Origin of the sequence: Bacillus mycoides, assembly GCF_018742245.1 — a bacterium.
GTDB lineage: Bacteria > Bacillota > Bacilli > Bacillales > Bacillaceae_G > Bacillus_A > Bacillus_A cereus_U.
This window is the reverse complement of record NZ_CP036132.1, coordinates 2392125-2405360: the sequence shown is the minus strand read 5'-3', so window position 1 is coordinate 2405360 and position 13236 is coordinate 2392125. Positions and strand designations below refer to the sequence as shown.

Sequence of the window (13236 nt, the reverse complement as noted above, 5' to 3'; positions counted from 1 at the left end):
GTGCCAGTTAGCTCAATAAGATAGGTAACAAAACTTCTGTTGTTTTTACTTATCCTCCCACATACAGCAAAAACGTTTATAGTGCAAAATAAAAAGCGAAAAGAATAATTCCTTCCGCTTTTTATAGCAATAAATACATTTCATATTGTGCTAAAGAATTCTTTTCAAATCCAGATTTCTTTAAAAACCCTTTCAGTAAATTGTTGTTTGGAAACCCAATTGATAAACTTGATAACTTTAATTCTTCACTTGCTACCTGTAATAATTTCGTCCCAACACCAATATTTCTATAGTCTTTGTCTATGAAAATAAAACTAATTTTTCCTTGTTCATTTACACATACAGAACCTTTTATATCACTATCAACATATGCACCGTAAAATGTATGATTTGTTTTTTCGATATAATCAATATCATTTTGCCAATTTATATGGAAGTTTAACCATTTCTGAATTTCAACTTTAAATGTTGGAAATTCTAATTGTTTTACTTCAATATTTTTATTACCTTTATTCATTATTTTAGTTAAATCATTTAAATTATAATAAGAAAGATCATATACTTTTTCATAACCTAATTTGTTATAAAAATGAATCGCCCGATCGTTTCCTACAATAACTTCAAGAAAAAGCTGCTTACATTTATTTTGTGTCGCTTCTTCTTTATGTAACTCAAATAACTTTTGACTTACACCAATGCCTCGAAACTCTGGATGAACAGCTAATGTTCCGCAGCGCATTGTTTTTATACTTTCATATACCTTAATACCACCAAGTATTACACCAACACATTTGTCACCGTCTAAAGCAAGAAAGGAGTGTTCTAGCGAATTCCCTTCTGGCCCAAAAAATCTTTTTATAAAATCTTCTTTTGAAACTTCCAGTTTAATGATGTAATCTGAAAATCCATCCTTAAAAGCTTTATACACTAAATCTATACTTACTTCACTACATCTTTTGTATTGAATCATATAAGTATAATCCCCCGCTTTGACTTGTTATAAACTGCATTCAAATACATGAAATGAATTACCTTCACCATATCCATCTTTTATTTCATGAACAACAATTTGACTAAACCCATTAGTAATAAGTATATTTTCAAATTCTTTTAAATCATATAGTCTTATAGGAAAATCCATAATCTCAGTTTCTTTTATTTTCTCATCATGAATGATTTCATATTTCAGTATAATCTTTAGAAGTTTTTGCGCCTTATCATATGAAACTTTTCTATACTCAACAATTAATTCATTGTTAATTTCTTTTCTATTTGTCTCTATCCAACCTAAAATTTGTTCTGTCTCACTTCCACCTTGTACAATTGTCAGAAGTAATTTGCCATTTTCCTTTAAGTTGTTTTTCATATTTTGAAGACTATTGTCTACTAAATTATTTGGTAAAAGTGAAAATGAACCGATAGGAATCATAATAAGATCGTATTTTTTATCACTATGATATTCTTCTATTCTTCCTTGTGACACAACCGGTTTTAAGTTTAATTTTTCTGCTTTATCTTTACAAACTTTAAGCATATCTTTCGAAATATCGAACCCTTCTATATTCACACCATTTTGCATAAAGGGAATTAACATTCTACCATTTCCGCACATTGGTTCTAACACATGTATATTTTTATCTTTTACAAAAGAAAGATAAAAATCCAATTCTTTTCCGGCTGCAATTGATTTATCACTTTCATATATCTTTGTACAAAGTTCTCCATAATACGTATGCAATTGTAATTCACCTCTTAATTTGAAATGAGCGGACACTTTCCTATATATCTTTCACTATTAATTTGTTTTATTACAAACGGTGCAATATCCCCATTTTGAATTTTGATTCCTGGCATATCTACTAAACTCTCTTTAATATCACCAATCCCATTTCCCTCTATAACAAACGGTAATCTAACAATTGTCCAATCTATTTCACTACTTTGTATAATTTGCAATTCTTTATATTTATCCTGCATCATCTTTGGAAGAAATAATCGAAACAAATTAGCCCCTATTTTATTTGCAATTCCCTTCTGATCTCCTTTTACATTTAAGGAGCCTCCAGAAATAAGAATATAGCGCTTCATTTCATATTCCTTCATTACTTTTAAAATATGCTTCGTAACTGTACTAAAAATATAAGGTTCATTTTTCGGCTGACCCACCGCATTAATCACAGCTTTACACCCTTGAAGTAATTCCTGTATGACTGAAAAATCGCGGGCATCCCCACTGATAGTCTCTATATTTTCATTAGTTATCGTCATATTTTTAGAATTTCTCGTTAATATTCGTACTTGATAGCCCTTTTCTAACGCTTGATTTACGAGGAATTTTCCGACTTTTCCATTCGCACCAAGAATCGCTATTTTATTTGTAGCTTTCATCACTATACTCCTCTTACTATACATTGTTAACTACAGTAATCTCATAAACACGTAAAAAAGTAATTAAATGCTCACATGCTCGTTCACATGCTAACATTTTAAAAACCTTTTGTTCTTCTTTCGTTTTGTCATTCGCTTGATCTGAGGCAGCTTTTAAACATAGAAATGGTTTGTTATTTACACGACATACATAAGCAAATGCTGCCACTTCTTGATCAACGGCTAAAGCACCGTATACAGTATGAAGTAAATACCTCATTTCTGAACTTCGAATACGTTGATCTCCAGATAGAAATGTACCAAAATGGACCGGGTCATACGAACGCAATTTCTTCATTCGCTTTACGAGTGATTTAGTTGTTTCAATAGGTGCTGTTCTACCATCATATAGATTAAAACTATCTTCTCCTGAACCAGCCGCAGTAACATCATGCTGCAAAGTATTAAGAGCTACAACGATGTGTCCATTTTTCACCTTATCTGATAAACTCCCGCAAATCCCTGTCATAAATAACTGATCTGGCTGGAATTCACTTATTAATAGTTGTACACAACTAGCACAACTTACTTTACCGACACCAGTTACAACTGAAATAACTTCTAATTCATTAATAGAATGAAAATGAAATTCCCAAGCTGCTATTTTTTCTACACGCTCACTTGGATAATGTTGATGCAAATACGTAAGCTCTGGTTCCCATGCAGATACAATTGCGATCCTTTTCATTACACACTTCACTTCCTCCTATTTTCATGTAAATAAGTCATCTATACTCTCTCGTTCATATTCTGGTATCCACTCTTTATACTTCTCATATAAATCCCGTATCTTTTCTTTATTCTTCGCAATTACTTCACATCCTCTATCATCGTCAACTCCCCTCACTGAGATGAAGCATTTCAGTGGGGGCTTGAGTTAGAACTCTAGGTCTTTTCGTCTATCGCTAGACAGTTTGACACTCTAGAATTCATGCCATCTTTCGGTAACACCCCAAGTAAGTTTTTGGTTGGTACTGGCAACGAACGATTGTTTTCCCACTTGCACCACCCTTTCGAAAAAGAGCAATTCTTCCTTGTGGAAGAAGCCACCACTCAGATGACTCCGGCGTGTGCTACAAGCCCCGACAAGTCGAGTACACATGGATGGTTGACGCACCCACTAAGCTATGCACGAAGCAACAGCCTTACGTGTTTGCACTTCTAATAGAATCGGCGTTTTCACTTTGAGATTTTCATCCAATTCTACAACTCTTGATTTTTGCAATGTATTCAACGCACCATTAATATCAGCGTGGATACATTTTCCTGATTTACTTCGATACAGACCACGAGTCATTCGTTTGCCACTAAAACGATAATGAGTCCTATCATCCTTAGACCAAACAGGAATCCTATCTTTGTCTAGAAAACTAGCTTTTGAGGTATAGCTTTCTTCTTGTTTCAAAAATCGGATGCCTTCTTTTACACATTTATTCTCAATTGCTGAAATCAATTTATGAAATGGGATTTGAACAAATTTTTGATTATTCTTGTTTCCCATATCAGATTCTTGTTTCCAACCAGTGTTATACCCTACGATAACCGTATCTATGTTGAATGCTTTCACTTTTTTGAACAACAGGCCTACAGTTTGTGAAATGTAACCATTTATTTGTCGTTCTCGTTTATGCCAAAGTGCAGCCATTTGATTCGTTACAACTCGTTTTGAAAGTCCATTTCCCCTATTTTTCTGTTGCAGATTACGTATCATTTTGTTGAAGTATTGGTTAATGGATTTTAATTTTTTTCCATCAATTAAGAATGTATCACCTGCATTTGTTGCACAACTTAATAATCTGTCTACACCTAAATCGCAACTCAAAGCGTTACTAGTAGTCGTGGATTGTTTCTTCATTTGAGAAACGTGCATCTCATATGTATAATGCACCTCAAAGAACCGACCTTTTTGCTTGGGTACAATCTCAATGTAGGAGACTTTTTTATTTATTAAATTTTTAGGCATACGTATTTTAATGGAACCGAATTTTTTTCTGAATGCAACATTCATCGGAATCATCCAATACCCGTTATCATCAACTTTTGGAACTTGATAGATTTCAATGATTCGTTTGTCAGTTGAACCAGAATAATTCGGAAACTTAGGACGACCTGTGAATTTCTCAGGATTTTTCTTCCACTGTTCCAATGCTTTAAAAAAGCTCTTCACTTCTGTATATAAGGCTCTACGAATCGCTTGAACAGAGTTTGATTGAATGCCCCAATAGTTCATATCGGCTTGCATGGCAGTGTCCACTTCTTTTACAGTAGCCATTTTATTATTGTTCAAATAACTTTGTTTAATGGTGTACAATCCAACATTTCGCAATGCTTTTGAACTATGCGACATGCGTTGAAGTAAACGAAATTCTTTAGCCGTGAGGCAAGCTCGTCCGATATTCTGTTTCTGAGTGAATCGTTGCATGTTTTCTATTTTCTTTTGTTTACGTAATACTTTAACTGCTTTCTTTCTAGCCATTGTTTTCACCACCCTTCTCAGAGAGTTCAGCCTATTGACTGACGGCAATTCATCTCCCCCTGAATTGTTGGGCTTCACCCGTAACACAAATCAGATGGAGTCTTCTTGCCGAAAAGGATAAATAAACATGATAATATCTTTCGTTGCATTTATGAGAAATACATCTGGATAAGAAATTTCTTTCTTACGCCCAAAACGCGGGTGAAGCCCTGAGAAATCTTCATGATTAGCAGCTTTAATAAGCGATTGGTATTTAATATCTTCCGCAAAGCATTTTAATGAAAATTGATATGTACAATATAAATCTACTTCTTCATCATTAAATAAAAATGGTAAAGTTTCTTGTCTAACCTGAAACTTTATTTCCCTCTTTTTAATAAATCGATTATATACATTTATTTTCTGCGAATTTTTCACATTTTCCTTTTTAAATCAATAAACATTTGTTACTAAAAACACTTCATCTTCTTTTGAAAATATATCTTCAAATAAATATTTATTATATGTATATAGTCGAGAGAAGTATTCCATGTTTAAATCGTCGTTTCCTTCTATATTTTGATATTTATCTTTCCCAAAATCAAAATGAAGATGATTTTCCCACTGAAAGTATATGAACGGTACTAATGTAACTCCTGGGAATGTTTGATTCATATATTCTTTTAATTGCATTTTTATACCCTTTCTACTCTACAATTTCTTTTAAATTCCGAATTGAATGTTTATATGTAAATTCTTTATTGTATTTTAATAGAAAAGCTTTAATATCATTTTCTATTTTTCCAGTTGGAGTAAATGAATATATATCATTATATAACATAGCAAGTCCCCCTTATAACTATCTTTCAGTATAATGTGGAGTTTAAATATCCTTCTTATTTTATATTCGTTATGAATGTTTTAATTCCTTTTTAATACGATACATGAAATTTTATGTAGAAACATTACTACAAAATACATAAATGTTTGATATTATAGTAATGTTGATTAATTGTAAGGAAAGGAACTAACTATAAAATGAATAAAAACATATTAATTATTGATGATGATAAAGATATTGTAGAATTACTGGCTGTTTATTTACGAAATGAAGGCTATAACATTTATAAAGCTTATGATGGTGATGAAGCATTACAAATGATATCTACATATGAAGTTAACCTTATGATTTTGGATATTATGATGCCCAAACGAAACGGATTGGAAGTTTGTCAAGAAGTGCGTGAAAATAATACTGTACCTATCCTTATGCTTAGTGCAAAGGCTGAAGATATGGATAAAATTTTAGGACTTATGACCGGCGCAGATGATTATATGATTAAACCGTTTAATCCACTAGAATTAGTGGCTAGAGTGAAAGCTTTATTACGAAGATCCTCTTTCCAAAATGCTACTTCCCAAAAGAATGAAGATGGTATTATTCGTATTCGTTCTGTTGAAATACATAAACATAATCATACTGTTAAAGTAAATGGAGAATATATTAAACTCACATCTATTGAATTTGATATTTTATATTTACTTGCGAGTAATACAGGAAGAGTCTTTAGTTCCGAAGAAATTTTTGAACGCGTTTGGAATGAAGATGGTTATGGTTCAAATAAAACTGTGATGGTTCATATTAGTAATTTGCGGGATAAACTTGAAACAGTAATGAATGGAGAAAAGTTTATTCATACTGTTTGGGGAGTAGGCTATAAAATTGAGAAATGAAGCTTTTGACATATTAAAAGATATCCCAAAATGGAAAATTATTTTTTGGCTCTTATTAGCTATCACACTAACCCCTATTACTGAATTAATTATTTATCGCCTCGTTACTAGTGTAATTGAGAGTTCACTTACTTTAAGTGAACTAGGAAAAGAATTCATTAGAATTTTTGGCCATGAAAAATATATTGGATTAAAAGAGTCTTTATGGATGATGATTGTATCTTATTTGTTTTTATTTTCTATTTTCTCATCCTATTTATACATTTTTTATCGTCATGAAAGAAAGGTTTACTATGAAACTTGTATAAAAAAAATGATTGAAGAGATTCGGTATATTGCAAGTGGAAACTTTAATCATAAAGTTTCCATCGTACACCATAATTATTTAGAAGAACTGGCAACTGGGGTCAATCAAATTATTGAGCAATTAAAAGTTTCGATTGATGAAGAAAGACAGGCAGAACAAGCAAAAAGCGAACTTATTACAAATGTATCACATGACTTACGAACCCCTCTTACATCTATAGTTGGATACGTAAATTTAATCCATCATGATAATTATAGAGATGAAGTAGAATTACGATACTATATTCAAGTCATTTACGATAAAGTAACTCGTCTTAATGCATTAATGAATGACTTGTTTGAATATACACGCGTTCAAAATAAAGAGTTAAGTTTATATTCTGCTCCCATTGATATTGTAGAATTGATTGGACAATTAACTGTCCAATTTCGGATACAGCTTCAAGAAGCTAATATTGAATGTCGCCCTTCTTTCCCATCTCAAAAGCTAATGGTACTAGCTGATGGGGATAAATTAGTACGTGTGTTTGAAAATCTAATCATAAACGCTATTACTTATGGAAATGATGGAGATCATATTGATATTACCGCTTACGAAAGCAATAACATGATTACAATTGATATAACAAATTACGGACAACCTATCCCTAGTACTGATTTACCTCATATTTTTGAACGTTTTTATCGTGTTGAAAAATCACGTTCAACAAACACTGGTGGATCTGGACTCGGATTAGCAATTGCAAAAAGTATTGTTGAATTGCATAAAGGAACAATTGAAGTATATAGCGATGATAAAAAAACAACTTTCACTGTAAAACTACTCCCTTATAAAGCTTAATACCACATATTTATAGGTTCAATTTTTTATCATATAAGAAATTGAACCTTTTATATTCCATTAATATCCAAAATTTAATAATTCTTTATAATTCTTTAGAAATTCTTTACCTTTTCTTTCTTCCTAATTAAGCATTCCTTTTTACAATAATATTATTGATGTAATAGTAGGAGGATCGCTTATGCAATTCTTGAAAAAAATAACAGTTTTATTATTATCTTTTCTCATTACTGCACTTATCGTTTTATATTTTCACCTTTATGTAAATGGTCCAATTATTCAAGCTAAATCAGCTATTTTAATAGATACTAATTCTGGTGAGATTGTTTATAAAAAAAATGAAAGTACTCCCATTCAGTCGGCCACTTTATCTAAATTAATGACTGAGTATATTGTGATGGAACAACTTCATGATGGCAAAATACAATTAGATGAATCTGTAAAAATAAGTAACGACGTTTTTCAAACCGAAACGAGTCCTATACATGTAACATCGAATGATAAAACAACCGTTCGTGATTTACTAAATACATTGCTTTTAACCGGAAATAATCGTTCTGCACTTGAACTAGCAGAACACATTGCTGGAAATGAAGATAATTTCACATCGTTAATGAATGAAAAAGCAAAACAACTAAAGTTATCACAACAATCTCCATTTTTAAATTCCACTGGAATAAATAGCGAGAAGAATAAACAATCGATTACAACAGCAATAGACGCAGCCGAAATAGCTGCACAATTAATAAAAGACTATCCAGATGTATTAAATATAACTAAACTAACCTCTTACCCATTTACCTTCAAAGATTTTCAAGTTCTCAACACAAATAAAATGATTTACTCTCTTGATAAAAACATTAAACTAAAAGGTGTTGATGGCTTGCAAACTAGTTTGTCAACTAACGGTAATTATAGTTTTGTTGGTACAGCAAAACAAGGAGATACAAGGTTTATTTCTGTAGTATTAGACGCCAATGAAGAAAACACGGCTTTTGTTGAAACAAAAAAGTTACTTCAATACGGTTTTGAACCTACCTCATATTCTGCACTCCAAGCTTTCAAAGACGTTGTTACATCTTGGACCATTTTGCTTCAGTTTAAAAATTTAATCATACAAACGATTATGATCTTTTTAATCATTACCCTCTTAATGTTTTTACATATACGTCAGAAAAAATCCGAGGATTTCAACTAAGAAATCCTCTTATATATATAAACCTCTTCCAATTAAATTTGCTGAAACAGGTTGAAGATTTAATTCTCTCGCCCATATAGATAGCTGACCAATATGATGAATTTCATGTACAATTACATGTCGTAACACTTCACCAATTTCTTTTGAATTAAAATTTATTTATTTAACATCATGCTATATAAAATGGAGTATTGGCATTTTATATGAGGTCACCGTCAAGAAGCATTAGAAAAAGCAGGACAATAATATTATATTTGCTGCCATTCGCCGCATGAATTTAAGTCTTGCACTTATGACTATTTGGTTGAGCGATCGATATGTTTTGCTGAAATGTCAATATACCTTAAAAAGGAGCTCTCTTTATCAAGAGAGCTCCTTTTCTTATTTCTTCTTCTTTTCTGTCGGTTGGCTTTGTTTAGCGAAATTAGATGAATCATCGAAATTCGGTTGCTTTTTACCAGCATTATTACTTCTACCTTTTCCCATATGTAATGCACCTCCCTCCCCCTTACTATTCCCAATAAAAAATCCTCTTGCATCCAAGAGAATTTTTTATTGGGCTCTTATTAATAATGCCCAACTGTGCCCGTAGTACTTCCAACACTTCCAGCCCTGCCATACCATATTGGATGCTGTTGATCATGAATTAGTTATATATAATATGTATCATCTCTTATTTTTTATGGCTTTTTACGATTTAGGTCTTGATAACGAATGCCCAATATGCCGAACAATACGAAAGAATTAGAGAAATGCTGAATGATTTGAATAAAGTACCGAAACCAATTGTAACTGAAGATATGAAAGAACAACTGCAAATATGGCTTGTGCAATCACTACAAAACAAAGAGGAAATATTGATTTCATACTATCGTGACGGGATGGTCCACGACATGTACATAAATGTATTACATATCGAGCCGATGACGAGAACTGTGTATTGCACAGATACGTTTGGTTTGAATACCGAGTTTAAGTTTTATGTTAAAATAAATTTATTCAGAGAATAGGAGGGTACATATATGTCTGAACCAAAGATGAAAGAAACTGAAAATAGTGTAATTGAATTTATTGAAAGTGTGGAAAATGAGAAGAAGAAGGCAGATGCCTATCAGTTATTAGAAATTTTTGAAGGAGTAACTGGTTACGACGCTAAAATGTGGGGCCCTAGTATTATTGGCTTTGGTAGCTATCACTATAAGTATGCATCAGGACGTGAAGGGGATGCGCCTTTAGTGGGTTTTTCACCAAGAAAGGCGAAAATTAGTCTTTATTTGACCTACGAAAGTGAGGAAAGAGAAAAATTATTGGAAAACTTTGGTAAACACACGAAGAGTAAGGCTTGTATTTATGTTAATACATTAGCTAATATCGATATCGATGTTTTAAAGGATTTAATTAAACATACAGTAAAAACATATCAGAATCTTTATCCGAACGAATAAAGTTATTGCTTGATTTTAAGGGGCTGTGAACAGTTTGTCTACTTCCATTTTGATTCCAAAATTCTTTAAGGTTCTGACTTTATCGATTTCCCTCTATTTATTTGTGAAGCAAATTATATTAAATTAACAGGTAGTGTTAGTTCAATTAGGTTGATAAAACATATTACGCTAAAAAACGCTCAGAAAAATCTGAGCGTTTTCACTTACCATTTATATTGCTAATTTACTTTTAAAATCTATACTAATTAAGTTGTTCACACCACTTAAACAATTCTTCTCTTACTTGCCAATTATATTGAAATAAAGTGTACACACTTATCTCTCCCCTACCCCACTGGTCCACTTAACGGCATCTATAATATAATGTGGCTCATCCTTTTGTACATATTCCTCTATACATTTAATCATTCACAATCACTTTTCTTCGATTAAGTTCCTCTAGTGTACGATCAATTATTTCCTTTACAGATAAAGATCCATCCAAGACAATATCTGAATTTGGTTTAACAGTATGAATTGCCTCTAAATAAGCTTTTCTCGCATGTGTCATGTAATGTTTCAAATCATTATGTATTTCACTCATTGTATCTTCATTAAAATCTCGCAAAATCCTTCTAGCCATCGCAATATCTAAAGGTGTGTCGATAAATATAGTTACATCAATGAATTCTCCCATTTCTCTATTTAAGTATGCAAAAGGATAATCTACAATAATATAGTCCAAATTACTATCTCGTATAAGATGCTGAATATCCTGGACTAGTGGTGTAAGTAGCCATTCATCATAATTCGCTCCATCATCAATCCATTTACAAATATCAGCAGGACAGTTATCAAATTTATAACTATCAAAGTATAGAGCCTTTGAATTCGTTAGCTCATGCGTTAAACTTTCTGTAATTGTAGTTTTCCCCCCTCCTGAAACGGCTGCAATTGAAATTATTTTTGTTTTTTTATTCATGATTTCCCACCAAACCCCTTTAGTTAACATAACATAATTATAAAGAACTGTTGTTAATTATTGTTCCATTCATATTCTAACATACTCATTTCCCATAAGTTCCAATACGTTTCTCCTACTTTTTTTGCCTCTCTTAATAAACCTTCTTTTACAAATCCTATTTTTTCGTAACATGAAATGGCTGACGTATTAAAATCATAAACACCAAGAGTAACTCTATGCAGTTTCAATTCTTCAAAAGCAACCTGAAGTACTGCTTTCATCATATATTTCCCTATTGAATGTCCTCTCATTTCCGTATTACCAACTAGCACTTTTCCAATTCTAGCAGATTTATTTATATTATCTATTTGCCCAAGTGAAATATGACCAATAACTGCTTCAGTCTCTTCATCTATTACTTTGAAAGCGAGTGTATTTGCACTTTCTATATATTTCTCTAATTGCTGTTCATTTAAAGGATATGTAAATGCACTTCCTGACCATTGTATTAAGAATTCTTCGGAATCGATCCAATTAATTAATTGTTTGAAATCAGTTCTTGTAAATTGTTTCAGCTTGATCACTCTCATTCTCCTTTCACACAACCTTTTATACACCTTCAAATTTATTTCTATATGAAAAATATATTCCCTTTTAAATAAAATAAAAAGCCATTCATAAGAATGGCTTAGCATAAATAAAGCATAATTACTCTTTATTTGCTACGTCAACACCGTTAAAATCAAACTCATCAGCAACAGTTGTAGCAGGTGGTAAAATTGCTTCAATTTTACAAAGAGATATAATTGCTGCAACTGAACCAGGAATAGCAGCTAGCTTAACAACATCGCAAGTTACAGAAGAAACAGTACCTATATAAGTACGTCCTTCAGTGTTAATTCGCACTGTTTTATTAATTAATTTTTTAAGCTCGTCTCTAATTCCTTGTACACAAGAGCTGTCACATTTCTCATTCTTTTCATTTTTACACTCTTCAAAAATATCCCAACAATCATCATGCTTACACGTACATTTCTTTCTACAATTATTAAATCGAGAACCCAAAACCTCACCCCCTAATCCTTTCTACTAGTAAAGTATGTCCAATAGCTTAAAAGTGTACGAGACAACAGCATAGAAACAAAAAAACAAACACTTGTACTAAACCTTCTTATTTATACTTTTAATAAGCCGGCTCCTTGAATAGGGACCACCTTTTCCTATTACTTCACATATACATAGGCTTTGTTTGCAGTGATCTGGTATATTTCCCCTTTACCATTGTGAAATATACATTCAGAAAAGCGTACTCCAAAATAAGATATTATTTAAAATCTTAACGTTTCCTTCAACAAGTGTTTGTTGATTAATATCATAACCAGTAGTTCTCTCAACTATCTCTTGAAAATTAGCATAGTTTGTATGAATTCTATATCTAGTAGAAAGCACTCTATCATATAAAGGTAAAATAATAGGTTAATAAACAAGCCATTCTTTTACTAAAACATAGAATAGTATGAATCCTATTGAAGGGAGGTATAAAAGAATGTCCTGGAAAAATGATTGTTGGAGTTCTAAGAAAAAGCATTGTTGTGATGACTGGTGGAAATCTAAAGAAAAGAATCATTGTGATGATGATTGGAGTTCTAAGGAAAAGCATTGTAATGATGATTGGTGGAAATCTAAAGAAAAGAATCATTGTGATAATGATTGGAGTTCTAAACGAAATAAGTGTCGTTGTAAATGTTTCTTTATTTGTTGTCATTGTAAAAGAAAAAATTGGTAATATTTTCAATATCGACCTAAAAGAGAGAACATGTCTTTTGTGACCGATAAATACTAGAATGTAATATACAAAAAGCTGACTAAGTATAGTCAGCTTTTTGT

14 protein-coding genes and 4 pseudogenes are annotated in these 13236 nt (G+C 31.8%); 6 read left to right on the top strand and 12 right to left on the bottom strand.

All coding sequences use genetic code 11. The annotated features are described in order from the left end of the window. Positions 1-121: 121 nt before the first annotated feature. The 8 genes and pseudogenes from EXW56_RS12165 to EXW56_RS12130 form a co-directional block, all read right to left on the bottom strand. Positions 122-970 (bottom strand): GNAT family N-acetyltransferase, encoded by an 849-nt coding sequence (locus EXW56_RS12165; RefSeq protein ID WP_088039420.1) that lies wholly within the window; start codon positions 968-970, stop codon positions 122-124. Between the two features lie 27 nt (positions 971-997). Further along, positions 998-1738: a class I SAM-dependent methyltransferase gene (locus EXW56_RS12160; RefSeq protein ID WP_215558504.1), complete on the bottom strand. Its 741-nt coding sequence runs from the start codon at positions 1736-1738 to the stop codon at positions 998-1000. Positions 1739-1752: 14 nt separating this feature from the next. Beyond that, entirely contained in the window at positions 1753-2388 is a 636-nt protein-coding gene (locus tag EXW56_RS12155; RefSeq protein ID WP_113709425.1) for an SDR family oxidoreductase, read from the bottom strand. A gap of 16 nt (positions 2389-2404) precedes the next feature. Next, positions 2405-3115, bottom strand: coding sequence for a 5'-methylthioadenosine/S-adenosylhomocysteine nucleosidase (gene mtnN, locus EXW56_RS12150; protein WP_002032255.1), 711 nt, complete (start codon positions 3113-3115; stop codon positions 2405-2407). A gap of 24 nt (positions 3116-3139) precedes the next feature. Further along, positions 3140-3259, bottom strand: a pseudogene (locus EXW56_RS12145) (DUF3885 domain-containing protein); the annotation flags it as partial. Positions 3260-3547: 288 nt separating this feature from the next. Beyond that, entirely contained in the window at positions 3548-4903 is a 1356-nt protein-coding gene (locus EXW56_RS12140; RefSeq protein WP_215558501.1) for an RNA-guided endonuclease TnpB family protein, read from the bottom strand. Positions 4904-5011: 108 nt separating this feature from the next. Next, positions 5012-5575 (bottom strand): annotated as a pseudogene (locus EXW56_RS12135) (DUF3885 domain-containing protein); the annotation flags it as partial. 25 nt (positions 5576-5600) lie between these two features. Beyond that, positions 5601-5723 (bottom strand): annotated as a pseudogene (locus EXW56_RS12130) (HD domain-containing protein); the annotation flags it as partial. Between the two features lie 197 nt (positions 5724-5920). On the opposite strand from EXW56_RS12130, the gene EXW56_RS12125 reads away from it, so the two are divergent. The 3 genes from EXW56_RS12125 (at position 5921) to EXW56_RS12115 (ending at position 8961) form a co-directional block, all read left to right on the top strand. Further along, on the top strand, positions 5921-6616 hold the full coding sequence (locus EXW56_RS12125; protein ID WP_215597515.1) for a response regulator transcription factor: 696 nt from the start codon (positions 5921-5923) through the stop codon (positions 6614-6616). Next, positions 6606-7763 carry a sensor histidine kinase gene (locus tag EXW56_RS12120; RefSeq protein WP_002110024.1) on the top strand — a complete coding sequence of 386 codons (1158 nt, stop codon included), beginning with the start codon at positions 6606-6608 and terminating at the stop codon, positions 7761-7763. Before EXW56_RS12125 ends, EXW56_RS12120 begins: the two co-directional genes overlap by 11 nt. A 181-nt stretch (positions 7764-7944) precedes the next feature. Continuing rightward, complete coding sequence (locus EXW56_RS12115) at positions 7945-8961, top strand: D-alanyl-D-alanine carboxypeptidase family protein (protein ID WP_215558500.1); 1017 nt, start codon at positions 7945-7947, stop codon at positions 8959-8961. 9 nt (positions 8962-8970) lie between these two features. Here the strand turns inward: EXW56_RS12115 and EXW56_RS12110 are convergent. Then, a pseudogene (locus tag EXW56_RS12110) lies at positions 8971-9105 on the bottom strand (DinB family protein); the annotation flags it as partial. A 560-nt stretch (positions 9106-9665) separates the two neighbouring features. On the opposite strand from EXW56_RS12110, the gene EXW56_RS27625 reads away from it, so the two are divergent. Beyond that, a complete protein-coding gene (locus EXW56_RS27625) occupies positions 9666-9971 on the top strand; it encodes a YolD-like family protein (RefSeq protein ID WP_255298775.1) in 306 nt (101 codons plus the stop codon). Between the two features lie 12 nt (positions 9972-9983). Beyond that, positions 9984-10406 carry a DUF1801 domain-containing protein gene (locus EXW56_RS27620; protein WP_002110021.1) on the top strand — a complete coding sequence of 141 codons (423 nt, stop codon included), beginning with the start codon at positions 9984-9986 and terminating at the stop codon, positions 10404-10406. Positions 10407-10806: 400 nt separating this feature from the next. Here EXW56_RS27620 and EXW56_RS12100 read toward each other — a convergent pair whose 3' ends face one another. From EXW56_RS12100 to EXW56_RS12090, 3 genes are all read right to left on the bottom strand, one after another. Next, positions 10807-11367: a nucleoside/nucleotide kinase family protein gene (locus EXW56_RS12100; RefSeq protein ID WP_002200439.1), complete on the bottom strand. Its 561-nt coding sequence runs from the start codon at positions 11365-11367 to the stop codon at positions 10807-10809. 53 nt (positions 11368-11420) lie between these two features. Further along, positions 11421-11939 carry a GNAT family N-acetyltransferase gene (locus EXW56_RS12095; RefSeq protein WP_080013716.1) on the bottom strand — a complete coding sequence of 173 codons (519 nt, stop codon included), beginning with the start codon at positions 11937-11939 and terminating at the stop codon, positions 11421-11423. A 118-nt stretch (positions 11940-12057) separates the two neighbouring features. Next, positions 12058-12414 (bottom strand): hypothetical protein, encoded by a 357-nt coding sequence (locus EXW56_RS12090; RefSeq protein WP_002110017.1) that lies wholly within the window; start codon positions 12412-12414, stop codon positions 12058-12060. 461 nt (positions 12415-12875) lie between these two features. On the opposite strand from EXW56_RS12090, the gene EXW56_RS12085 reads away from it, so the two are divergent. Further along, positions 12876-13178, top strand: coding sequence for a hypothetical protein (locus EXW56_RS12085; protein ID WP_353479620.1), 303 nt, complete (start codon positions 12876-12878; stop codon positions 13176-13178). The last annotated feature ends 58 nt before the right edge of the window (positions 13179-13236 follow it).

Coding starts and splice junctions, on each gene's coding strand:
- EXW56_RS12165 (WP_088039420.1), bottom strand. CDS start 970: ATGATTCAATACAAAAGATGTAGTGAAGTAAGTATAGATTTAGTGTAT.
- EXW56_RS12155 (WP_113709425.1), bottom strand. CDS start 2,388: ATGAAAGCTACAAATAAAATAGCGATTCTTGGTGCGAATGGAAAAGTC.
- mtnN (WP_002032255.1), bottom strand. CDS start 3,115: ATGAAAAGGATCGCAATTGTATCTGCATGGGAACCAGAGCTTACGTAT.
- EXW56_RS12140 (WP_215558501.1), bottom strand. CDS start 4,903: ATGGCTAGAAAGAAAGCAGTTAAAGTATTACGTAAACAAAAGAAAATA.
- EXW56_RS12125 (WP_215597515.1), top strand. CDS start 5,921: ATGAATAAAAACATATTAATTATTGATGATGATAAAGATATTGTAGAA.
- EXW56_RS12115 (WP_215558500.1), top strand. CDS start 7,945: ATGCAATTCTTGAAAAAAATAACAGTTTTATTATTATCTTTTCTCATT.
- EXW56_RS27620 (WP_002110021.1), top strand. CDS start 9,984: ATGTCTGAACCAAAGATGAAAGAAACTGAAAATAGTGTAATTGAATTT.
- EXW56_RS12100 (WP_002200439.1), bottom strand. CDS start 11,367: ATGAATAAAAAAACAAAAATAATTTCAATTGCAGCCGTTTCAGGAGGG.
- EXW56_RS12095 (WP_080013716.1), bottom strand. CDS start 11,939: ATGAGAGTGATCAAGCTGAAACAATTTACAAGAACTGATTTCAAACAA.